Source organism: Caballeronia sp. TF1N1, assembly GCF_022878925.1.
Classification (GTDB): Bacteria; Pseudomonadota; Gammaproteobacteria; order Burkholderiales; family Burkholderiaceae; genus Caballeronia.
In genome coordinates this window covers 1251562-1273659 of sequence record NZ_CP084626.1, presented here as the reverse complement: position 1 = coordinate 1273659, position 22098 = coordinate 1251562, and the positions used below count along the sequence as shown (strand labels likewise).

Annotated in this window: 17 protein-coding genes; 9 read left to right on the top strand and 8 right to left on the bottom strand. The window is 64.0% G+C overall.

Annotated elements, in window-relative coordinates:
- The first annotated feature begins 4 nt into the window (after positions 1-4).
- Both LDZ28_RS05870 and LDZ28_RS05865 read left to right on the top strand, forming a co-directional pair.
- On the top strand, positions 5-1495 hold the full coding sequence (locus LDZ28_RS05870) for a pseudouridine synthase (RefSeq protein WP_244827757.1): 1491 nt from the start codon (positions 5-7) through the stop codon (positions 1493-1495).
- Positions 1496-1769: 274 nt separating this feature from the next.
- The gene (locus LDZ28_RS05865; RefSeq protein ID WP_244827756.1) at positions 1770-2006 is read left to right on the top strand and encodes a hypothetical protein; all 237 of its coding nucleotides are present in this window, start codon (positions 1770-1772) and stop codon (positions 2004-2006) included.
- Between the two features lie 74 nt (positions 2007-2080).
- On the opposite strand, the gene def is transcribed toward LDZ28_RS05865, so the two are convergent.
- The 5 genes from def to LDZ28_RS05840 form a co-directional block, all read right to left on the bottom strand.
- Positions 2081-2614 carry a peptide deformylase gene (gene def, locus LDZ28_RS05860; RefSeq protein WP_244827755.1) on the bottom strand — a complete coding sequence of 178 codons (534 nt, stop codon included), beginning with the start codon at positions 2612-2614 and terminating at the stop codon, positions 2081-2083.
- Entirely contained in the window at positions 2611-4689 is a 2079-nt protein-coding gene (gene ligA / locus LDZ28_RS05855; protein WP_244827754.1) for an NAD-dependent DNA ligase LigA, read from the bottom strand. The genes def and ligA overlap by 4 nt, the downstream gene beginning before the upstream one ends.
- A gap of 204 nt (positions 4690-4893) precedes the next feature.
- The gene (locus tag LDZ28_RS05850; protein WP_244827753.1) at positions 4894-6138 is read right to left on the bottom strand and encodes a cell division protein ZipA C-terminal FtsZ-binding domain-containing protein; all 1245 of its coding nucleotides are present in this window, start codon (positions 6136-6138) and stop codon (positions 4894-4896) included.
- A 173-nt stretch (positions 6139-6311) separates the two neighbouring features.
- On the bottom strand, positions 6312-9827 hold the full coding sequence (gene smc, locus LDZ28_RS05845) for a chromosome segregation protein SMC (protein ID WP_244827752.1): 3516 nt from the start codon (positions 9825-9827) through the stop codon (positions 6312-6314).
- A 135-nt stretch (positions 9828-9962) separates the two neighbouring features.
- Complete coding sequence (locus LDZ28_RS05840) at positions 9963-10922, bottom strand: DMT family transporter (RefSeq protein ID WP_244827751.1); 960 nt, start codon at positions 10920-10922, stop codon at positions 9963-9965.
- 279 nt (positions 10923-11201) lie between these two features.
- On the opposite strand from LDZ28_RS05840, the gene dapC reads away from it, so the two are divergent.
- From dapC to cls, 6 genes are all read left to right on the top strand, one after another.
- Entirely contained in the window at positions 11202-12452 is a 1251-nt protein-coding gene (gene dapC / locus LDZ28_RS05835) for a succinyldiaminopimelate transaminase (RefSeq protein WP_244827750.1), read from the top strand.
- A 43-nt stretch (positions 12453-12495) separates the two neighbouring features.
- Positions 12496-13323 carry a 2,3,4,5-tetrahydropyridine-2,6-dicarboxylate N-succinyltransferase gene (gene dapD, locus LDZ28_RS05830; protein ID WP_244827749.1) on the top strand — a complete coding sequence of 276 codons (828 nt, stop codon included), beginning with the start codon at positions 12496-12498 and terminating at the stop codon, positions 13321-13323.
- 2 nt (positions 13324-13325) lie between these two features.
- A complete protein-coding gene (locus LDZ28_RS05825) occupies positions 13326-13685 on the top strand; it encodes an ArsC family reductase (RefSeq protein WP_370652105.1) in 360 nt (119 codons plus the stop codon).
- Between the two features lie 95 nt (positions 13686-13780).
- Positions 13781-14920, top strand: coding sequence for a succinyl-diaminopimelate desuccinylase (gene dapE, locus LDZ28_RS05820; protein ID WP_244827748.1), 1140 nt, complete (start codon positions 13781-13783; stop codon positions 14918-14920).
- 31 nt (positions 14921-14951) lie between these two features.
- The gene (gene prmB, locus LDZ28_RS05815; RefSeq protein WP_244827747.1) at positions 14952-15839 is read left to right on the top strand and encodes a 50S ribosomal protein L3 N(5)-glutamine methyltransferase; all 888 of its coding nucleotides are present in this window, start codon (positions 14952-14954) and stop codon (positions 15837-15839) included.
- A 150-nt stretch (positions 15840-15989) separates the two neighbouring features.
- Entirely contained in the window at positions 15990-17504 is a 1515-nt protein-coding gene (cls, locus tag LDZ28_RS05810) for a cardiolipin synthase (RefSeq protein WP_244827746.1), read from the top strand.
- 4 nt (positions 17505-17508) lie between these two features.
- On the opposite strand, the gene LDZ28_RS05805 is transcribed toward cls, so the two are convergent.
- Positions 17509-18000 carry a glutathione peroxidase gene (locus tag LDZ28_RS05805; protein ID WP_244827745.1) on the bottom strand — a complete coding sequence of 164 codons (492 nt, stop codon included), beginning with the start codon at positions 17998-18000 and terminating at the stop codon, positions 17509-17511.
- A gap of 145 nt (positions 18001-18145) precedes the next feature.
- Between LDZ28_RS05805 and LDZ28_RS05800 the strand changes: the two genes are divergently transcribed.
- Positions 18146-20086 carry an ATP-binding cassette domain-containing protein gene (locus LDZ28_RS05800; protein ID WP_244827744.1) on the top strand — a complete coding sequence of 647 codons (1941 nt, stop codon included), beginning with the start codon at positions 18146-18148 and terminating at the stop codon, positions 20084-20086.
- Between the two features lie 152 nt (positions 20087-20238).
- On the opposite strand, the gene LDZ28_RS05795 is transcribed toward LDZ28_RS05800, so the two are convergent.
- Together LDZ28_RS05795 and radA are read right to left on the bottom strand one after the other, a co-directional pair.
- A complete protein-coding gene (locus LDZ28_RS05795; protein ID WP_244827743.1) occupies positions 20239-20502 on the bottom strand; it encodes a DUF2866 domain-containing protein in 264 nt (87 codons plus the stop codon).
- Positions 20503-20672: 170 nt separating this feature from the next.
- Positions 20673-22061, bottom strand: a complete 1389-nt coding sequence (radA, locus tag LDZ28_RS05790; RefSeq protein ID WP_244827742.1) for a DNA repair protein RadA — start codon at positions 22059-22061, stop codon at positions 20673-20675.
- Positions 22062-22098 lie beyond the last annotated feature (37 nt).

The window sequence follows — 22098 nt, the reverse complement described above, 5'->3', positions numbered from 1 at the left end:
CTTTATGCGCGTCAAACTGACAGCCAAACATCCGCGTCCGACATCGTCGACGCGGTCGCCGGTTCGCACCGGTAGTTCCACCGCCCGCAAGACCACGCGGCCTGAAACGCCGCACGAGCGGCCGTCGACACCACGCGGTGCGGGGGGCGATTCGCGCGCGGGATTCGATAAGCGTGGCGCGGGGGATCGGTCGGAGCGTCGGCCCGGTTCTTCGGGCGGCGATGAGCGGCGCGCGTTTAAACCGCGTGGTGATGATTCGCGTCCGAGCTTCGATAAACGCGGCGCGGGCGATCGGTCGGAGCGCCGGCCGTTTGCGCGCGACGACCGCACGCCCGGTGGCGATGAACGACGCCCTTTCAAACCGCGCGATGATTCGCGTCCGAGCTTCGATAAGCGCGGCGCGGGCGATCGCTCCGAACGGCGGCCGTTTGCGCGCGACGACCGCACGCCCGGCAGCGATGAACGACGCCCTTTCAAACCTCGCGATGATTCGCGTCCGAGCTTCGATAAGCGCGGCCCGAGCGATCGGTCGGAGCGCCGGCCTTTTGCGCGCGACGACCGCACGCCCCGCAGCGATGAACGCCGCACGTTCAAAGCGCGTGGCGACGATTCACGCCCAAGCTTCGACAAGCGCGGCGCGGGCGACCGTCGTCTCGCATCACGCGACGACCGCCCACCGCACGCCGAAGTCATCCCGGCATCCACCGAACCCGCCCACAAGCCCCGCGCCCACGACGACGGCCTCGTCCGCCTGTCGAAGGTGATGTCCGAACTCGGCCTCTGCTCGCGCCGCGAAGCGGACGAGTGGATCGAAAAAGGCTGGGTGCTCGTCGATGGCGAAGTCACCGATACGCTCGGCACGCGTATCCGCCCGGATCAGGAAATCGATGTCCTGCCCGCCGCGCGTTCCGCACAGTCGCTGCTCGTCACGATCTTGCTGCACAAGCCGGTCGGCTACGTATCGGGTCAGGCAGAAGACGGCTACGAGCCCGCCGTCACGCTCATCAATCCGACCAATCACTGGCAAGACGACCGCAGCGGCATTCGTTTCGCACCGGGTCATCTGCGCACGCTCGCGCCAGCCGGCCGACTCGATATCGATTCGACCGGGCTGCTCGTACTCACGCAGGATGGCCGCATCGCGAAGCAATTGATCGGCAACCATTCCGAAGTCGACAAGGAGTACCTCGTGCGCGTGCGCTACGGCGAACACGAAGTCGATGTGGATCAGCACTTCCCGGAAGAACAACTCGCGCTGCTGCGTCACGGCCTGTCGCTCGACGACGTCCCGCTCAAGACCGCACAAGTCAGTTGGCAGAACGGCGAGCAGTTGCGCTTCGTGCTGCACGAAGGCAAAAAACGCCAGATTCGCCGGATGTGCGAACTGGTCGGACTGGAAGTCGTCGGTCTGAAACGCATCCGCATGGGCCGCGTCACGCTGGGCGCGCTGCCGCCGGGTCACTGGCGCTATCTCGGCGCCGACGAGAGCTTCTGATCGCGCGTTTTCGCTCCGGACGATCTTCGTTCGGAGCGAACCACGAACGACCGTTCTCGCAATCCTCTCCGCTTCGCGGCTTCGTCGCAAAAAAGCGACGTCTCCACTTGCATCCCCTGATGGCGCGGCATCGATCGCCAGTTTTATTTTTTTGCTGATTACCGCCTAAAGAAAATAAGTCATTATTCCGTTAGGCAAGTGTGACGCAGAGACTTTTTTACCGTCCTGCAGCGCACCAAGGATTCAGCATTTAACTGATCGAAGGAGAATCGCCATGTCAGTCGAGATCATTGTCCGAGAAACGAAAAGCGGCCTCGAAATCGTCAGCGGCCGTCGACGGCTCGACGCCTTGCTCGCCCTGCGAGATGAAGTGGTCGTCATGAGCCCCGGCATCGGCGAAATCGTGGTTGCGCGCCTGCCGGACGGACGTCTGCAAGCGTCCGCGAACCCTGAACATGTCGCGCTGTTCCGCCAGCCTGCCGTTAGCGGAACGCCCAAATCCTTCGCCTGAACAAAAGCCGCTCGCAAGGAGCGGCTTTTTAATGTGTGCAAATGCGGAACGCGCCCTCGCGCGTCCGCACGTTCTCAGTCGTCGCCAACCGGATCGAGCCCAGGAAACAGCACGTCCGTGAAGCCGAACTTCGAGAAGTCGGTGATACGCATTGGATAAAGCTTACCGATCAGATGGTCGCACTCGTGCTGCACGACGCGCGCGTGGAAACCTTCCGCCAGCCGCTCGATGGCGTTGCCGTACTGATCGAAGCCCTGGTAGCGGATCATCGAAAAGCGCTGTACCGCGCCGCGCAGGCCGGGGACGGACAGGCAGCCTTCCCAGCCCTCCTCCATGTCGTGACCGTTCGGCGTGATGATCGGGTTGATGAGCACCGTCTCCGGCACCGACGGCGCGTCGGGATAGCGCGGATTCTGTCCGAAGCCGAAGATCACCACCTGCAGATCGACGCCGATCTGCGGAGCGGCGAGGCCCGCGCCATTGGCGTCGCGCATCGTATCGAACATGTCCTGCACCAGCGTGTGCAGTTCCGGCGTGTCGAAATGCTCGACCGGCTCGGCGATACGCAACAGCCGCGGATCGCCCATCTTCAGGATTTCTCGGATCATGGGGTGACTCCTTCCAAAAGCTTCTTCATGCCGTCTTCGTCGAGAACGGGAACCCCGAGTTCCTCCGCTTTCGCAAGCTTGCTGCCTGCTTCCGCGCCCGCCACCACGTAGTCGGTCTTTTTCGATACCGAACCGGCCACTTTCGCTCCGGCCGCCTCCAGCATCTCCTTCGCATCTTCGCGCGTGAGCGTGGGCAAGGTGCCCGTCAGCACCACGGTCTTGCCCGCCAGCACGCCCAGCGGCGCTTTCGGTGCGGGCGGGCCTTCCGGCCACGACACCTTGATGCGCAATTGTTCGATGACGTGCTGGTTGTGCTCTTCGCTGAAGAAATTATGGATGGCTTCGGCGACGACCGGCCCGACATCGTTCACTTCCAGCAATTCCTCGACCGAAGCGGCGATGATTGGGTCGAGCGAGCCGAAATGCTTCGCCAGATCTTTTGCCGTCGACTCGCCCACGTGGCGGATGCCGAGCGCGTAAATGAAACGCGCGAGCGTCGTGTGGCGCGCCTTGTCGAGCGAATCGAGCAGGTTCTGCGCGGATTTGTCGGCGAACCGGTCGAGCGCGGCGAGCGTCGAGAAACCGAGGCTGAAGAGATCGGCGGGTGTGCGCACGAGATTCTCTTCGACCAGTTGATCGATGATCTTCTCGCCGAGGCCGTCGATATCGAGCGCACGGCGCTGGGCGAAATGCCACAGCGCCTGCTTGCGCTGCGCCGGACAAAAAAGGCCGCCCGTGCACCGCGCAATGGCTTCGTCGGGCAGACGTTCGATCTTCGAGCCGCACACCGGGCACTCGGTCGGCATGACGAACTCGCGCGCGTCGTCCGGACGGCGGTCGAGAATCGCGCCCACCACTTCGGGAATGACGTCGCCCGCACGGCGCACGGTCACCGTGTCGCCGATACGGATGTCCTTGCGGCGCACTTCGTCTTCGTTATGCAGCGTCGCATTCGTGACGGTCGCGCCGCCGACGAAGACCGGCGCCAGGCGCGCAACCGGCGTGATGGCGCCCGTGCGGCCCACCTGCACGTCGATGGCCAGCAGCTGCGTGAGCGCTTCCTGCGCCGGAAACTTGTGCGCGAGCGCAAAGCGCGGCGCGCGCGAAACGAAGCCGAGCTTGTCCTGTTCGTCGCGCCGGTTGACCTTGTAGACCACGCCGTCGATGTCGTACGGCAGCTGCTCGCGCTTTTCGCCCGTCTTGCGGAAAAAGTCGAGCAGGCCCTCGGCGCCATCGACCACGCCGCGTTCCGCATTCACCGGCAAGCCCATTTCCTTGTACCAGTCGAGCAGACCGGCGTGCGTATCCGGCATCTCCGCGCCTTCGAGCACGCCGATGCCATACGCGAAAAAGGATAGCGGCCGTTGCGCGGTCATCTTCGGATCGAGTTGACGCAAACTGCCCGCCGCGGCGTTACGCGGATTGGCGAACTCGCGCTGCTCGGCATCGCGCTGACGTGCGTTGAGCCGTTCGAAGTCGCGCTTGAACATCAGTGCTTCGCCGCGCACGTCGAGCCGCTTCGGCACGTGCTTGCCCTTGAGCGTGAGCGGAATGGAGCGAATGGTGCGCACGTTGGCCGTCACATCTTCGCCGGTCGCGCCGTCGCCGCGCGTGGACGCCTGCACGAAGCGGCCATCCTCGTAACGCAGGGAAATGGCCAGGCCGTCGAATTTCAGTTCGCACGCATATTGCACCGGCGCGTGCGCGAGCGCGTCCGACACACGCTTGTCGAACGCGGCGATGTCTTCGTCGGCGAAACCGTTGTTGAGCGAAAGCATCGGCACGTCGTGCACCACGGGCTCGAAACCTTCCGCCGCCTTGCCGCCCACGCGTTGCGTCGGCGAATCGGGCGTGACGAGATCGGGACGGTCCGTCTCGATTCCCTGCAATTCCTTGAAGAGCGTGTCGTATTCGGCGTCGGGCAGATCCGGCTGGTCGAGCACGTAGTAGGCGTAATTCGCGCGTTCGAGTTCCGAGCGCAACCACGCCGCGCGCTCGGCCGGACGATCGGCACTGGGGACGGCTGCGCCCGACTTTCTGGCAGCGGCGGATTCGGCTTTCGTTTTAGCGGACATGCGACAAATACTTGGGAAAGTGAATTAAGTCTGCCAACGACCGTTCGATTGTCTCAGAAGATCGGTAAATCGTGGCATCGGCCAAACGGCCAGGATGTGACGAAACGTGCGATGCCGCGCGCGCAAAAGAAAGCGCCCCGGTCGGGGGCGCAATTTCGAAGCCCGCTGCACGCTAAAAGACGAGCGCGCCGTGAGACCTCGCGCTTATTGGCTGAAGAGCCGCCGCGTGGCCGGCGAGCCTGCTGGCATGCCCGCCTGCTCAAGCTTGGCGTACAGCGTCATTAACTGCTTTTCGATGTTGAGCAACGCGGATTCCGGCAACGGCCGGCGCTGATCGTCCACGACCCGCGCGCCGATACGCTCGGACAGCGACTTGGCGTAATCGCACATGAGCCTGAACGGCAGGATGTCTTCGTCCGCCACCGGCACGTCGAGCACCAGCGTGATCATCTGGCCGCCCTTGTACGTGAGGTCGTCACGCAGGAAGTTGGTATCGCCGAAAAGGAGCATGAAAACCGGGTTCTGCTTCGCATCCAGTTTCACGAAACGCGTGCCGTCGCGCGAGAGCAAAAGGCCGTCTTGCGAGGCCACCGCCTGCACGTAGTTGGCCGACCACGGCGCACCGTCGGACAGGATATTGATGGAGAGCTGCGCGTCGCACTGGGCGGCGAAGGCGTCCAGCTCGCGCGCCATGCCCACGGTTTCCATCATGTCCGGAAACTCGGGCGAACCGTCGATCGCATCGGCCAGACGCTGCACGCCGGTCACGAATTCGGAAAACTCGAGTTCGTTGAGCGGGCCACTGCGGTTTGCCAGTTGCGCGGCGGCACGCAACTCTTCATAACGCGCGCCGTTGCGCAGCAATTCCCAGGTCGAATCGCCCTCGGGCTTGCCTTCGATCGTCACGGGCTTGGTGCCCGCGCGACGCAGACGCTGCGCCAGCGGCAACACGCGGTCTCCCGCAACGGGTCCACCAAGGCGAATCGGCACGACGCAATCGATGCGGCGATCGACCAGCGCCGGCGGCGCCGACGAAATGGTGTTCGTGGCGGGCAAGGTCGGCTCGTTGCGTCCGTCTTCGTCGATGCTCGCGAGTTCCGCTTCATCGGCGGCGGTGGCTTCAGCCTGCAGATCGACGGCGGTATCAGCCGGAGCGATAGGCGCGGGCGCGACGGGCGCTGGCTCGGCCGCAAGGCTCACGCCGCCAAAACTCGGCTCGACGCGCGCTTCGCTCTCGCTCGAAACCGGCTCGCGACGCGGCTGGCGCACCGGTTCGATAAACGGTTGCTCGTCGTCCGTCTCTTGACGCGCGAGCGCGTCGGCTGCCTCGTCGGGCATCGGACGCGGCATCTTGCGGCGCACCTTGGCGCTCTGCCACGCGTTGTACACCACCACGCCGCCCACCACCACGGCTCCTGCTCCGATCAAACCGAGTGTCAACTCGTCCATGCACGCTCCATCGTTCTTTTGGGTTACGAAGCGCCGCGCGATCTGTCGCACGCATCGGACCGCGTTCCGGCATCACGCCTCGGGTCTTTTGCGCACCACTCCGCGCCTGCGCGCCTGGCCGGATCAGCGTCCGGCCTGCCACTCATTCAAATCCTGGTGCTGCGTCGCGCGCTTCAGCCGTTTTGGGCGAAGCCCGCCGCCGACTCCATGTCCACCGCGACGATGCGCGATACGCCCTGCTCCTGCATCGTCACGCCGATCAGTTGCTGCGCCATTTCCATCGCGATCTTGTTGTGCGAGATGAACAGGAACTGCGTCTTGACCGACATCGCGCGCACGAGATTCGCGAAGCGTTCCGTGTTGGCGTCGTCGAGCGGCGCGTCCACTTCGTCTAGCAGACAGAACGGCGCCGGGTTCAACTGGAACATCGCAAACACGAGCGCGGTCGCGGTGAGCGCTTTCTCGCCGCCTGACAGCAAGTGAATGGTCGAATTCTTCTTGCCGGGCGGCTGCGCCATCACCTGTACGCCAGCGTCCAGGATTTCGTCGCCCGTCATGATGAGCTTGGCCTGGCCACCGCCGAACAGCCGCGGGAACAGTTCGCCGAAGTGTCGGTTCACTTCGTCGAACGTGCCTTGCAATAGCGCGCGCGTTTCCTGGTCGATTCGCTGGATTGCATCTTCCAGCGTACCGATGGCGTCGTTCAGATCCGCCGATTGCGCGTCGAGGAACTGCTTGCGCTCGGTGGCCGCGACGAGCTCTTCGAGCGCCGCCATGTTGACCGGCCCAAGCGCTGTGATCGCGTTGTTCAGACGCGTGACTTCGCCTTGCAGATACGACGGCTTCATGTCCGGCGTGAGCTTCGCCTGCAGTTCGGCTTCGTCGACGCCCGCTGCCTGCAACTGTTCGACGAACTGTTCGCCACTGATGCGCGCGGCCTGCTCCTTCAACTGCAATTCGTTGATGCGGTCGCGCAGCGGCTGCAGCGAGCGTTCGGCGAGTAGCCGCTGTTCGTCGGAGGCACGCAGACGCGCCGTCAGATCGTCCAGTTCGACGCGCGCGGCGTGCAGCGCTTCCTCGCGTGCCGCGCGGACTTCGAGCGCGTCCTGCAAGCCCGTCTGCGCCGTCTGTTCGTTGATGGTTTCGAGTTCGGCGCGCGCATCTTCGAGCGATGCCGCCACGCGTTCGCTTTGGTCGTGCGCCGTGTCGATGTTGCGCTTGTATTCCTCGATCTTCGCGGCAAGACCGCGCGCGGCGAAACCCGCGTCGCTCGCGGCGCGTTCCAGTTCGCGCAGTTCCTGACGGGCGGCCGTGAGCGTTTCGTCGAGCGCTTCGAACGCCATCTGGTTGTCTTCGAAGCGCGCCTGCAATTGCGCGAGCTCCGTGTCGTGATGTTCGAACGCCGCCTCGGATTCGGCCCGCAGCGCGCGTTGTTCCTCGATCTGCCCGACGATTTCCTCGAGTTCCTCGCCAATCTGCGTGCTGCGCTGCGTGTAGCGCTCATGCGCCTGCGCGAGCTTCAGCACATCGAGTTGCAGCGCGTGGACGCGTTGCGTCGCGCGTTCAGCGGCGGCGCGGGCATCGGCAAGAGTTTGCGAGCCTTGGGTATGCGCGGCTTCTGCGCGTACCGCGTTGGCCTTTGCTTCGTCGGCGAGCAATGCCTGCGCGCGCACTTGCCGCGTGAGATTTTCGATATCCTGCGAACGCGCGAGCATGCCCGACTGCTCGGAATCGGCGGCGTACAGCTGCACGCCGACACGCGTCACCACATGCCCTGCCTTCACGATGAACGCGCCGCCTTCCGGCAATTGCGTGCGCGCCGCGAGCGCCTGGCCGATGTCGTCGGCGATGAAGGTCGTGGCGAGCCACTCGTTCAGCACCGCGCGCAAGCCCGGGTCGTCGATGCGCACGAGCGACAGCAATGGCCGCAAGCCTTGCGGCGTGTCGAGCGGCTTGCCGGCGACGGGCGGCGAATAGAACGCGAGCTTGGCGGGCGGCGCGTCGGCGGCGAAAGCCTTGACCCAGTCCAGATTCGATACTTCGAGCGCCGCCAGACGCTCACGCAGCACCGATTCGAGCGCCGCTTCCCAGCCCGCTTCGACATGCAGCTTCTTCCAGAGGCGCGGCAGCGCGCCGAGCTCGTGCTTGTCGAGCCACGGCTGGATCTTGCCTTCGGTCTGAACGCTTTCCTGAAGCTGCCGCAAGGCAGCAAGCCGCGCTTCGAGCTGATGATTCTGCGCGCTTTCGGCCTGTACGCGCTCCTGCGCCGCGCGGCGCTCGGCATCCAGACGCGGCACGGTTTCCTGCGCATCGGCGAGACGCGCCTGCGCTTCGCTCTGTACTTCCTCATGCTCGGCGAGCTGCATGCGCAGTTCTTCGAGTTGCGCTTCGTCGGGTGCGTCGAGTCCTTTCGATTCGGTCCTGAGCCGCTCCTCGCGCTGCTGCAACTGCTGAAGCTGCTGATCCGCGTTGCGCTGATGCGCCGCTTCGAGCTTCAACGCCTGCTCCGCGCGCGCGATGCCAGCGCGTTCTTCGTTCAGATGCGTCTGCGCGTCGCGCCAGCGGGCTTCGAGCGCCGGCAGTTCGTCATGCTTTGCGGCAGCGTTTTCCCGCGCGATGACTGCTTTCTCTTCGCCTTCCGCGAGCGCTTCCGATGCCGTGTCGATTGCGTCGCGCGCCTTTTGCGCCTGCATCTGCCATTGCTCGCGCTGCGCGTTGAGCGCGGCGATCTGAGCCTGCACGCGATTGCGCGATTCGACGATGAAGCGAATCTCCGCTTCCAGCCGGCTCACTTCGCCGTTGGCTTCGTAGAGCGCGCCTTGCGCGCCTTGCATGGCGTCGCTCGCGCTGTAGTGCGCGACACGCAGCGTCTCGAGTTGCGCTTCCACTTCGCGCAGACGCGCGGTCTGGGCTTCGAGTTCGATCTGCGCGTCGCGGATAGCGCGTTGCTGCCGCTCGGCCTCGTTGCCCGCTTCGTTCTTGCGCAAAAGCCACAACAGGCGCTGCTTTTCCTCGCCTTCGGCCTGCAGATCCTTGTACTTCGTCGCGACGACCGCCTGCGCTTCGAGCTTCTCGAGATTCGCGCCGAGCTCGCGGACGATGTCTTCCACGCGCGTCAGATTCTCGCGTGTATCGTGCAGACGATTCTCCGTCTCGCGGCGGCGCTCCTTGTACTTCGACACGCCCGCGGCTTCTTCCAGAAACACGCGCAGTTCTTCAGGCTTGGCCTCGATGATGCGCGCGATCATGCCCTGGCCGATGATCGCGTAAGCACGCGGACCTAAGCCCGTGCCGAGGAAGATGTCCTGGATGTCGCGGCGTCGCGCGGGCAGGTTGTTGATGTAGTAGCTGGAGGTGCCGTCGCGCGTGAGCACGCGCTTGACCGCGATCTCGCCGTATGCGCTCCATTGCCCGGCGGCGCGGCCGTCGCCGTTATCGAAGATCAGTTCGACGCTTGCCCGGCTGCCCGGCTTGCGCGCCGTGGAGCCGTTGAAGATGACGTCCTGCATCGATTCGCCGCGCAGTTCGGACGCGCGCGATTCGCCGAGCACCCAGCGCACGGCATCGATGATGTTTGACTTGCCGCAGCCATTCGGACCGACCACGCCGACTAACTGGCCGGGGACCTGGAAATGCGTGGGATCGACGAAGGACTTGAAGCCAGCGAGTTTGATCGAGGTCAGACGCACGGCGATTTCGCTGTTTGAGATGAATACGGAGGTAAATAGCAGACAGGCCGCACAGCGGCCCGTCGATCATGCTCGCCTTGAAGGCAGTCGAGGCCCGGGCATGAGCTTAAAGCCCTACCCGGCGAGCGGTCACCATCATACCATCGCCCGTCTCGATTTCTTTTTGCCTGCGCCTTCATCGCGCGATGTATTTTCAGCGGCTTCTTTTCGCTGCCGATGCACCCATGCCGACAGCACGCAAGCCGCCACGATGCACGCGCCGCCGGCCCATTCGCGCGGGCCCGGCACTTCATGCGCGAAGAGCCACGACGAGAGCGCGGTGACGACGAGTTCGAACAGCATGATGATCGACGCGCGATTGGCGGGGACGCGCGCCAGGCCGATCTGCACGATCATGTTGTTCACCGCGAGCACGACGCCGAGGCCCAGCACGATCGACGCGACCGTGCCCAATTGCGCGGCTGAAGGCGGCGCGGGCATCGGCTCGAACACGGTGACGAGCGAAGCGACGATAGCCGCGCCGCCGAAGATCACCGCCGTGCGCATCTCCGGCTTCATCGTAGGAAGCGTGCGCGTGATGCGCACCACCAGCACGTTGCTGATGGAAAAGCCCATGCCGCCCATGAGCCCCGCCCATTCCGCGAGATTGGCGGGCAACGGCAGGCCGAGTTCGGGCGACCACAGCATGGTGACCGCGCCCGCGAGCGACAGCAAGGACAGCGCGGCATCCACGCGAGTCAGGCGTTCCTTCAGGATGAAGTGCGCGAAGATCGCGGTCCAGGCGGGCGTGAGATAGAACAGCAGCAGCACGCGCATCACCTGACCGTGAATAGCGCCCCAGACGAAGCCGATGCTCGTCACGCCCGCCGCGAGTCCAAGCGCGAAGAGCAGCCAATGCCACGAAAGGCTCTTGATCGAGCGATGCCGGAACAGCAGCACGAAGAGACAGGCGACCGCGCTCGTGCTTGCGCTGGCGGCGGTGCCGGAAAGGCCCATGGCGGCGAGCATGCGCATGGGATACCACACGAGGCCCCAGACCGATGCGCCGATCATGATGGCGAGCGTCGGGCCGGCGTCGTGGAAGCGGCTGCTCATCGTGTTACTCCGGCCGGCTGCGCGATTGCGCGCATCTCATCGTGATCAACCGGCTGTACCAGTGCGCCTTTCATGAGGCTCATTATTCGTTTGTCCTTTGCTGCAACGCGTCCGGCATAAGGCCGCGCGCTATAATCTCTTGTTCTTGCGTGTGCATTTCGCGTGTTCGTCGTGTCGCGACGAAGCTCTTCTTCAAGCCCGCTGCACGCATGCGTCAGATGCCGTTCGCTCATACATACGTACAGACGCTTAACCGCATAACCGCAAACCGGTCACGCCGTGAATCCACTACTCCAGAAACTTCAGTCGTATCCGTTCGAAAAGCTGCGTCTGCTTTTTCAGGGCATCGAGCCGCGCGCGGGATTCACGCCGATCAGCTTCGGTATTGGCGAGCCGAAGCATCCCACGCCCGCGCTGATACGCGACGCCGTCATCGATTCGCTCGACGGCATGGCGAGCTATCCGGCAACGCTCGGCAGCGCGCCCTTGCGCGAAGCCATCGCCAAGTGGGTGATGACGCGCTACGGTCTGCCTTCGATCAATCCCGCCACCGAAGTGCTGCCCGTTTCCGGTTCGCGCGAAGCCTTGTTCGCGCTGGCGCAGACCGTTGTCGACAGCCGCGGCGCGAGTCACGCGGCGGCATCGGGCGAGCCGCCCATCGTACTCTGTCCGAACCCGTTCTATCAAATCTACGAAGGCGCGGCGCTGCTCGCGGGCGCCGAGCCTTACTTCGTCAATAGCGACCCGTCGCGCAACTTCGCGTGCGATTACTCGACGGTGCCCGAAGCAATCTGGGCGCGCACGCAACTGCTCTACGTGTGTTCGCCGGGCAATCCGACAGGCGCCGTGCTCACGCTCGACAACTGGCGCGAACTCTTCGCGCTGTCGGACAAGCACGGCTTCGTGATTGCCTCCGACGAGTGCTATTCGGAAATCTATTTCGACGAAGCCAACCCGCCGCTCGGCGGCCTCGAAGCCGCGCACAAGCTGAATCGCGGTTTCGAGCGTCTCGTCATGCTGTCGAGCTTGTCGAAGCGCTCGAACGTGCCCGGCATGCGCTCGGGCTTCGTCGCTGGCGACGCCGCTATCCTCAAAAGTTTCCTGCTGTATCGCACCTATCATGGCGCGGCGCTTTCGACGGTGTTTCAGAAAGCGAGCGTGGTCGCGTGGCAGGATGAAACGCACGTTCGCGACAATCGCGCGAAGTATCTGCGGAAGTTCGAAACCGTCACGCCCATGCTCGCCGAGGTGCTCGACGTGCGTCTGCCCGACGCCGCGTTCTATTTGTGGGCCAACGTCGCCAAGACCGGTCTCACGGATACCGAGTTCGCCGCGCGTCTGTACGCCGACTATAATGTGACGGTCCTGCCGGGGTCCTTTCTCGCCCGCACGGCGCACGGCACGAATCCGGGCGAAGGCTTCGTGCGCATCGCGCTCGTCGCCGGCGTCGAGGAATGTGTCGAAGGCGCCCGCCGCATCGTCGAATTCTGCCGCACGCTGTCGCCGGTCACGGCACCCGCTTCGCCGTGACGGGCGCGGCCAGTCCATCTCTCCATCATCCTCGATACCAACTATGTCGCAACAACTTCAGAGCATCATCGATCAAGCCTGGGAAAACCGCGCTGAACTGTCGCCCAAGGCCGCGCCCGCGGAAGTCCGCGAAGCCGTTGCCCATGCCATCGAACAACTGGACAAGGGCGCGTTGCGTGTCGCCGAAAAGCGCGACGGCGACTGGGTCGTGAATCAATGGCTGAAGAAGGCGGTGCTGCTGTCGTTCCGTCTCGAAGACAACGCGCCGATGCCCGCCGGCGGCTACTCGCAGTTCTACGACAAGGTGCCCTCGAAGTTCGCGAACTACACGCCCGAAGACTTCGCGGCAGGCGGTTTCCGCGTGGTGCCGCCGGCCATCGCGCGGCGCGGCTCGTTCATCGCGAAGAACGTAGTGCTGATGCCCTCGTACACCAACATTGGCGCTTACGTCGATGAAGGCACCATGGTCGATACCTGGGCCACCGTCGGTTCGTGCGCGCAGATCGGCAAGAACGTGCATCTGTCGGGCGGCGTAGGCATTGGCGGCGTGCTGGAGCCGTTACAGGCGAATCCGGTCATCATCGAGGACAACTGCTTCATCGGCGCGCGCTCGGAAGTGGTGGAAGGCGTGATCGTCGAGGAGAATTCGGTCATTTCCATGGGCGTGTATCTCGGCCAGAGCACCAAGATCTATGACCGCGAAACCGGTCAGGTGAGCTACGGCCGCATTCCGGCGGGCTCGGTGGTGGTCGCGGGCAACCTGCCTTCGAAGGACGGTTCGCATAGCCTGTATTGCGCGGTCATCGTCAAGAAGGTCGACGCCAAGACGCGCGCCAAGGTTGGCCTGAACGAACTGCTGCGAGGCGACTGATCGTGGCGAAGACAACGGTCGTGTACGGCATTCCCAATTGCGACACGGTGAAGAAAGCACGCGTGTGGCTGGAGGAACATGGCGTGCCGTTCGAGTTTCACGACTTCAAGAAAGCCGGTGTGTCGAACGCGCTGGTGCAGGACTGGCTGAAGGACGTGCCGCTCGACCAGCTCATCAACAAGCGCGGCACGACCTGGCGCGGGCTGTCGGACGTGCACAAGGCCGAAGCGGATACCACCTCGGGCGCCATTGCGCTCATGATCCACAAGCCGTCGATCATCAAGCGGCCGGTCGTCGTCGTGAACGGGCGCGTGAAGACGCTCGGCTTTTCGGCCGAGCAGTACGAGACGATCTTCGCATGATCCCGTGCGGTGACTTCGCTCTTCCGAGTCACTGACGCGCCACGAGTGCCGGCCCCCTGCGCCGGCATTTTTTATCGCATCAACGTCAAGACACCATGTCCGGCACCTTATCCCTCACCGAAGCATTGATCGAACGCGCGTCCGTCACGCCCGACGACCAGCATTGTCAGGCGCTGATGATCGAACGCCTCGCCGCGATCGGCTTTCACTGCGAAACCATCGCCTCGGGCGGCGTCACGAACCTGTGGGCGGTCAAGCGCGGCACGGACGGATCGCAAGGCAAGCTGCTTGCCTTCGCCGGCCACACCGATGTCGTGCCCACCGGCCCGCTCGAACAATGGACCTCGCCGCCGTTCGCCCCGGCGCAGCGCGACGGCAAGCTCTACGGGCGCGGCGCGGCGGACATGAAGGCCTCGCTTGCGGCGTTCGTCGTATCGAGCGAAGAGTTCGTCGCGAACCATCCGCTGCATCGCGGCTCGCTCGCCTTTCTCATCACGAGCGACGAAGAAGGCCCCGCCACCGACGGCACCGTGAAGGTTGTCGAAGCCTTGAAGGCGCGCGGCGAGCGACTCGATTACTGCATCGTCGGCGAGCCGACTTCGAACGCCACGCTCGGCGACATGGTCAAGAACGGCCGGCGCGGCTCGATGACGGGCAAGCTCTTCGTCAAGGGCGTGCAAGGGCATATCGCGTATCCGCATCTCGCGAAAAATCCGGTGCATGCGCTCGCACCGGCGCTTGCCGAACTCGTGGCGGAGCGCTGGGACGACGGCAACGAATACTTTCCGCCGACCACGTGGCAAGTCTCGAACCTGCATTCCGGCACGGGCGCGACCAACATCATTCCCGGCCACGCGGACCTGATGTTCAACTTCCGCTTCTCGACCGCGAGCACGGTCGAAGGTCTGCAAAGCCGCGTGCAAGCCATTCTCGACAAGCACGGCCTCGATTACGACCTGACCTGGACCGTGAGCGGCCTGCCCTTTTTGACGCCGCGCGGCGAACTCTCCGAGGCGCTCGAAAAAGCGATCCGCGACGAAACCGGCGTGGCGACGGAACTGTCGACCACGGGCGGCACGTCGGACGGGCGCTTCATCGCGCGCATCTGCAAACAGGTGATCGAATTCGGTCCGCCGAACGGCACCATCCATAAGATCGACGAACATGTCGAAGTGCGATTCATCGAGCCGCTGAAGAACATCTACCGCCGCGTGCTCGAACAACTCGTCGCTTAAAGCCTCTACCCGTCACACAAGGAGCCATTCGATGGCGCTGCCCTTCACCACCCTGCGCGACTTGCTGCGCTTTGGCGTTACGCGCTTCACAGAGGCCGGACTCTCGTTCGGCCACGGTTCGACCAACGCCTATGACGAAGCCGCGTATCTGATTCTGCATACGCTGCATCTGCCGCTCGACACGCTCGACCCGTTTCTCGACGCGCGCCTGCTCGACACCGAAATCGACGCCGTCATGAAAGTAATCGAGCGCCGCGCGAAGGAACGCGTGCCCGCCGCCTACATCACGCAGGAAGCGTGGATGCACGGACACCGTTTCTACGTCGATGAGCGCGTGATCGTGCCGCGTTCGTTCATCGGCGAATTGCTGCAGGACGGCTTGCAACCTTACGTGGCCGACCCCGACCAGGTCACGCGCGTGCTCGAACTCTGCACCGGTTCGGGCTGCCTCGCGGTGCTCGCGGCGCAGGCGTTCGAAAACGCCGATATCGATGCCGTCGACATCTCCGCCGATGCGCTCGCGGTCGCGCGCCGCAACGTCGACGACTACGAACTCGACGAACGCATCTCGCTTTACGAAGGCGACCTGTATGCGCCGCTGCCGCAAGACGCGCGCTACGAAGTGATCATCACGAACCCGCCATACGTCAACGCCACCGCCATGCAGTCGCTGCCCGAGGAATATCGCCACGAGCCGGCACTCGCGCTCGCGGGCGGCGCGGACGGCATGGACGTGGTGCGGCGTATCGTGCACGAGGCGAGCAAGTGGCTGACCGAAGACGGCGTGCTCGTCGTCGAGATCGGCAACGAACGCGCCAATGTCGAAGCGGCGCTCGGCGGTCTCGATCTAATCTGGCTCTCGACCAGCGCTGGCGACGACAACGTGTTCCTGATCCAGGCCGCCGACCTGCCGGCCTGAGCCTTCAGCGGCGTTGTTTCAACGCAAGCGCGGTCCTTTCCGGGCCGCGACTTGCGCCCAAGGTTCGGTAATATGACGCATCCTCGCGGCAGCGCATTTGCTGTCGCGCCGTGCAGGCTGCACGCGTCGTCATCGGACCAACGGCATTCCATGCAAGCAGCAGACTGGCTACACCTCGGCACGCTCGTGATAGCCGCGCATGTGCTCGGCGTGATCGCGGCGATTCACGCCATCATCAATACGCGCACCTCGCAGGGCGCGGTGGCGTGGGCGGTGTCGCTCGTGGCCATGCCTTACTTCACGCTCATTCCTTATCTGTTTCTCGGCCGTAGCAAGTTCGCGGGTTATATCGACGCGCGTCGGCTCGAAATCGAGATTCTGCGCAGCCGCTCGAAACCCGCCGAATGGGACTCGACGGATCGCAGCGACGCGCCTCAGCCGCTCCCGATTCATCGCGACGAAGCCGGCGCGCTGCTCGACGCGTCGGGCGTGCGCGGCGAGATCGCGCCGGGACCGGCGAGCTATCTCGGCAATCCGACCATTCGCACTTTGCAGCGCCTGTCGGGCATGCCGTTCCTGCGCGGCAACTCGGTGCGCGTGCTCGTCAACGGCGACGCCACGTTCTCCGCGATTCTCTCCGCCATCGAATCGGCCGAGCACTATGTCGTCGTGCAGTTCTTCATCGTGCGCGCCGATGCGCTCGGCGAGTTGCTCAAGGAAATGCTCATCGCGCGGGCGAAAGCGGGCGTGCGCGTCTATTTTCTCTACGACAGCATCGGCAGCTTCGACTTGCCGCATCGCTACGTGAATGCGCTGCGTGCGAGCGGCGTACAGGCGCATCCGTTCGCGGCCAAGCGCAAGTTCGTGCACCGCTTCCAGATCAACTTCCGCAATCACCGGAAGATCGTGGTGGTCGACGGCAAGCGCGCGTTCGTCGGCGGACACAACGTGGGCGTCGAGTATCTCGGCGGCAATCCACGCCTCACGCCCTGGCGCGATACCCACGTCGAGGTGCGCGGCCCCGCCGTGGCGAGCATCCAGTTCGTTTTCACGGAAGATTGGTACTGGGCCACGCAACGCCTGCCCGAGCTCGGCCCCGCGCCGCATTCGGACGAAAACATGCACTGCATGGTGTTGTCGAGCGGCCCGGCCGACAAACAGGAAACCTGTTCGCTCTTCTTCGTCGAGGCGATCAACGCGGCGCGCCAACGTGTCTGGATCACCTCGCCCTATCTGATTCCCGACGAAGCCGTATTCTCCGCGCTGCGCCTTGCCGTGATGCGTGGCGTCGATGTACGCATCCTGATTCCGAGCCGGCGCGATCATCGCGTGGTGTTCGCGGCATCGAAGCTGTATGCCTACGATTTGTTGCAGGCGGGCGTGCGCATATTCCGCTACAAGCCGGGTTTTCTGCATCAAAAGGTCGTGCTCGTCGACGATGTCGGCGCGGCCATCGGCAGCGCAAATCTCGACAACCGCTCCTTTCGCCTCAATTTCGAGGTCATGGTGCTGACCGTCGACAACGCTTTCGCGCGTGAAGTCGAAAGCATGCTGCTCGCCGACTTCGCGCTTTCGTATGAGATCGACCGCGAGGACTATCGCGGCGCGGCGTCCTGGCGACGCATGGCCATGCACGTGGCGCGCCTCTTCTCGCCTATCCTTTAAGGCGCTACAGCAGTTTTTCGATGTCCTCGGCAATCGACTCCGGTTTCGTCAGCGACGCGTAGCGCTTCAGGATGTCGCCGTTGCGGTTCACGAGAAACTTCGTGAAGTTCCACTTGATGACCTCGGTGCCGAGCACGCCCGGTTCCTTCGATGTCAGATATTTGAAGAGTGGATGCGCATGCGGCCCCTTGACGTCGATCTTCGCGAACATCGGGAACGTGACGCCGTAGTTCTTTTCGCAGAAGCTGCCGATCTGCGTGGCATCGCCCGGTTCCTGCGCGCCGAACTGGTTGCAGGGAAAACCGAGCACTTCGAAACCGCGCGCCGCGAAGCGCTCATAGACTTCCTGCAGACCCTTGTATTGCGGCGTGAAGCCGCATTCGCTCGCGGTGTTCACGATCAAAAGCACCTTGCCGCGATACTGGTCGATGCCCACCGTCTCGCCGCCCAGCGTCTCGGCCTTGAACGCGTAAATGTCGTCGCTTGCTGCACTCATGAGTTGCTCCCGCTGGAAAGATTCGAAGAAAGGCGATGCTACTACCGCGCGCCACTTACCGCCATTGGCCGAACGGACGACCCCCCGGCGCTTCGTGGCCGCAGTCTAAAATAGCGGTTTCCCTCATGCCGCGCCGCCATTTCCCGTGATTCGCTTCAACCAGTTCAGCCTCTCCCGCGGCACCAAGCCGCTTTTCGAAGAGACCAGTTTCACGCTCAATCCGGGCGAGAAAGCCGGTCTCGTCGGCGCGAACGGCGCGGGCAAATCCACGCTCTTCTCCGTGTTGCGCGGCGAGTTGCACGCGGACGGCGGCGATTTCGCGCTGCCGCCTTCGTGGCGCATTGCGCATGTCGCGCAAGAAACGCCCGCCGTGGACCGCACGGCGCTCGACTACACGCTCGACGGCGACACGCGACTGCGGGCTATCGAGGCACGCATCGCGGCGGCTTCGGCGGCGCATGACGGCGCGGCCGAAGCCGAAGCCCACGCCGCTTTCGCCGATGCCGACGGCTACACCGCGCCCGCGCGCGCCGAAACGCTGTTGCTCGGCCTGGGCTTCACGCTCGCGCAGACACGCGAACCGGTGACGAGCTTCTCGGGCGGGTGGCGCATGCGCCTGAATCTGGCGCAGGCGCTGATGTGTCCGTCCGACCTCTTGCTGCTCGACGAACCCACGAATCACCTGGACCTCGATGCAATCATCTGGCTCGAAGACTGGCTCGGCCGTTATCCCGGCACGCTCGTCGTGATTTCGCACGACCGCGAATTTCTTGATGCGGTCTGCAATGTCACGCTGCATCTTGAGAATCGTCAGATCAAGCGCTACGGCGGCAACTACAGCCAGTTCGAAGTGCTGCGCGCGCAGCAGCTCGCCTTGCAGCAGAACGCCTACGAAAAGCAGCAGAGAACGGTGGCGCATCTGCAGAGTTTCATCGACCGCTTCAAGGCCAAGGCGACCAAGGCGAAGCAGGCGCAAAGCCGCGTCAAGGCGCTGGAGAAGATGGAGCTGATCGCGCCCGCGCATGCGAGCTCGTCGTTCACGTTCGAGTTCCGCGCACCCGACGCCGCGCCCAATCCGATGATGGTCATGGAAGACGTGCGCTGCGGCTATCGCACCGAGGGCATCGAGATTCCAATTGTCGAAGGCGTGACGCTGTCGATTCAAAACGGTCAGCGCATCGGCTTGCTCGGCGCGAACGGGCAGGGTAAATCGACGCTCATCAAGACGCTCGCCGGCACGCTTGCCGCGCTGTCGGGCAGCGTGCGGCAAGGCAAGGGCTTGAAGATTGGCTACTTCGCGCAGCATCAGCTCGAAACGCTGCGTCCCGACGACTCCGCCATTCAGCATCTCGCGCGGCTTGCGCCCGACACGCGCGAGCAGGAACTGCGCGACTTTCTCGGCAGCTTCAACTTTTCGGGCGAAATGGCGACCGCGAAAATCGCGCCGTTTTCCGGTGGCGAAAAGGCGCGGCTCGCGCTGGCGCTCATCATTTGGCAGAAGCCGAATCTGCTGCTGCTGGACGAGCCGACCAATCACCTCGACCTCGAAACCCGCCACGCGCTCACCATGGCGCTCGCGCAGTTCGAAGGCACGCTGATCCTCGTGTCGCACGACCGGCACTTGCTGCGCGCGACGACCGACACCTTCATGCTGGTGGCGAAGCATCGTCTAAGTCCGTTCGACGGCGATCTCGACGATTATCGCGACTGGCTGCTGCAACACGCCGCCGAAACGCGCGCGGCGGCAAAGGACGCCAATGGCGCGTCGTCCACGAACGCAGACACGCAGGACAGCGCGCAGAACCGCAAGGAACAGCGCCGTCTGGAGGCGCAGGAGCGGCAGAAGCTCGCGCATCTGAAGAAGCCGCTGCAGTCGCGCATTGCGAAGATAGAAAAGGAAATGGATGCGCTGAACGCGGAGAAAGCCACGCTCGATGCGTTCGTCGCCGATCCCGCGAGTTACGAGGCCGCGATGAAGACGAAGCTAACCGACACCATTCGCCGGCAAGGCGAAGTCGGCGCGCGGCTGGAGGCGCTCGAAATGGAGTGGCTGGAAGCGCATGAAGAGCTTGAGCAGATCGGGTGATGACTTTGCGGCGCGCTGATCCAGCGGCCGGACTCACGTAGCTTCGCGTGCCTGGCGCGCCGCAAGCCTTCGAACGCCACCGTGCTTCGTAGGAAGCGCAACCCTTCACAGATCGACACGCAACACGTTCACCCACGCCGCCGCCATGAATTTCACCTTCGCGGCAAGGTCTGCCTTGGTTGCCGTTCGTCATCGACGAGCACGTGCTTGCGCCCCGTCACATGGCGGCGGATAGTCGCGACGACTTCGTCCTCGGTGGCATCGGCCGCGACGACACGACGCGAAATCTGCCCTTCACCGTCGATCCATTCGACGATCCGGCATCCGCCACCGAAAGGCTGCTGCAGCGGCGCGGAGACACGGCACCCGCGCAGATGAAACGCGGGCTTGGGCCGCGTTGATTTGATGTGGTTCAAAGCGTGGTCCTCTCGATCCTTGCAATCACTTCGCCTGTGTCGAGACAGCAGACGAAGTCGGCCGGTTCCGTAGCCCTGTAAGGATAAGAAGATCGCGCGCGAATCAGGTTACATATCGACGCGACATTTTTACGCCGCATTACGAAGCTCTGACCAAGCGCGCCAGGAGCTCACTCCAGGTCGCGCACGCGGTCGATCGCTTCCTCGATCCGATCCACCGCGATCACGTTCAGCCCGTCGATAGGCTGCTTCGGCGCGTTGGCCTTCGGAATCAGCGCGGCCGAAAAGCCCAGCTTGGCCGCTTCCTTGAGCCGGTCTTGTCCGCGTGGCGAAGGCCGGATCTCGCCGGCGAGTCCCACTTCGCCGAACGTGATGAGGCCCTTCGGCAGCGGCTTGTTGCGCATCGACGAATGGATGGCGAGCAGCACGGCGAGATCGGCCGCGGGTTCGGTGATCTTCACGCCGCCGACGGCGTTCAGGAACACGTCCTGATCGAAACACGCGATGCCCGCGTGCCGATGCAGCACCGCGAGCAAGAGCGCGAGCCGGTTCTGTTCGAGCCCGACCGCAAGGCGTCGCGGATTGGGCACGTGCGCGGTGTCGACGAGCGCCTGTACCTCGACGAGCAAGGGCCGCGAGCCTTCCTGCGTCACCAGGACGCACGACCCCGGCACGCTCTGCTCGTGCTGCGACAAAAAGAGCGCCGACGGATTCGCCACGCCGCGCAAGCCGCGCTCGGTCATGGCGAACACGCCGAGTTCGTTGACCGCGCCGAAGCGGTTCTTGAAGGCGCGCACGAGCCTGAACGACGAGTGCGTATCGCCTTCGAAGTACAGCACCGTATCGACGATATGTTCCAGCACGCGCGGCCCCGCGAGGCTGCCTTCCTTGGTCACGTGGCCGACCATGATGATCGCGGTGCCGGTCTGCTTGGCGATGCGCGTCAACTGCGCCGCGCATTCGCGAACCTGCGCGACCGAGCCGGGCGCGGAGGTGAGCGCTTCGGAATAGATGGTCTGAATCGAATCGATGACCGCGACTTCCGGCCGTTGCTCGTCGATGGTCGCCTGGATTTTTTCGAGCTGGATTTCCGCGAGCAAGCCGAGGTCGCCGACGGCGCTGTCCCGCGCGCCCGTCAGGCCGAGCCGCGCCGCGCGCAACGCAATCTGCGCGCCGGATTCCTCGCCGCTCACGTAGAGCGCGCGCCGCTCGCGGGCGATTTCCGCAAGCGATTGCAAGAGCAACGTCGATTTGCCGATGCCCGGATCGCCGCCGATCAACACCACGCCGCCGGGCACGAGACCGCCTCCGAGCACCCGGTCGAATTCGCCGACGCCCGTGGTGAAACGCGGCACGTCGGAGGCCTCGATGTCGGCGAGCCGCTGCACCGGCGAACTCTTCGCGAGCGCCTGGAAGCGATGCGCCGAAGCGCCCTGCTCCACCGACTCCACGAGCGTATTCCACGCCCCGCACGCGGCACACTGGCCGGTCCATTTCGGCGCTTGTCCGCCGCATTCGCTACAGATATAGAGCGTCTTTGCTTTCGCTGCTTTTGCCACGCGCTGCCTTGCTATAAGTCCGGTTGAAGTTCGATGC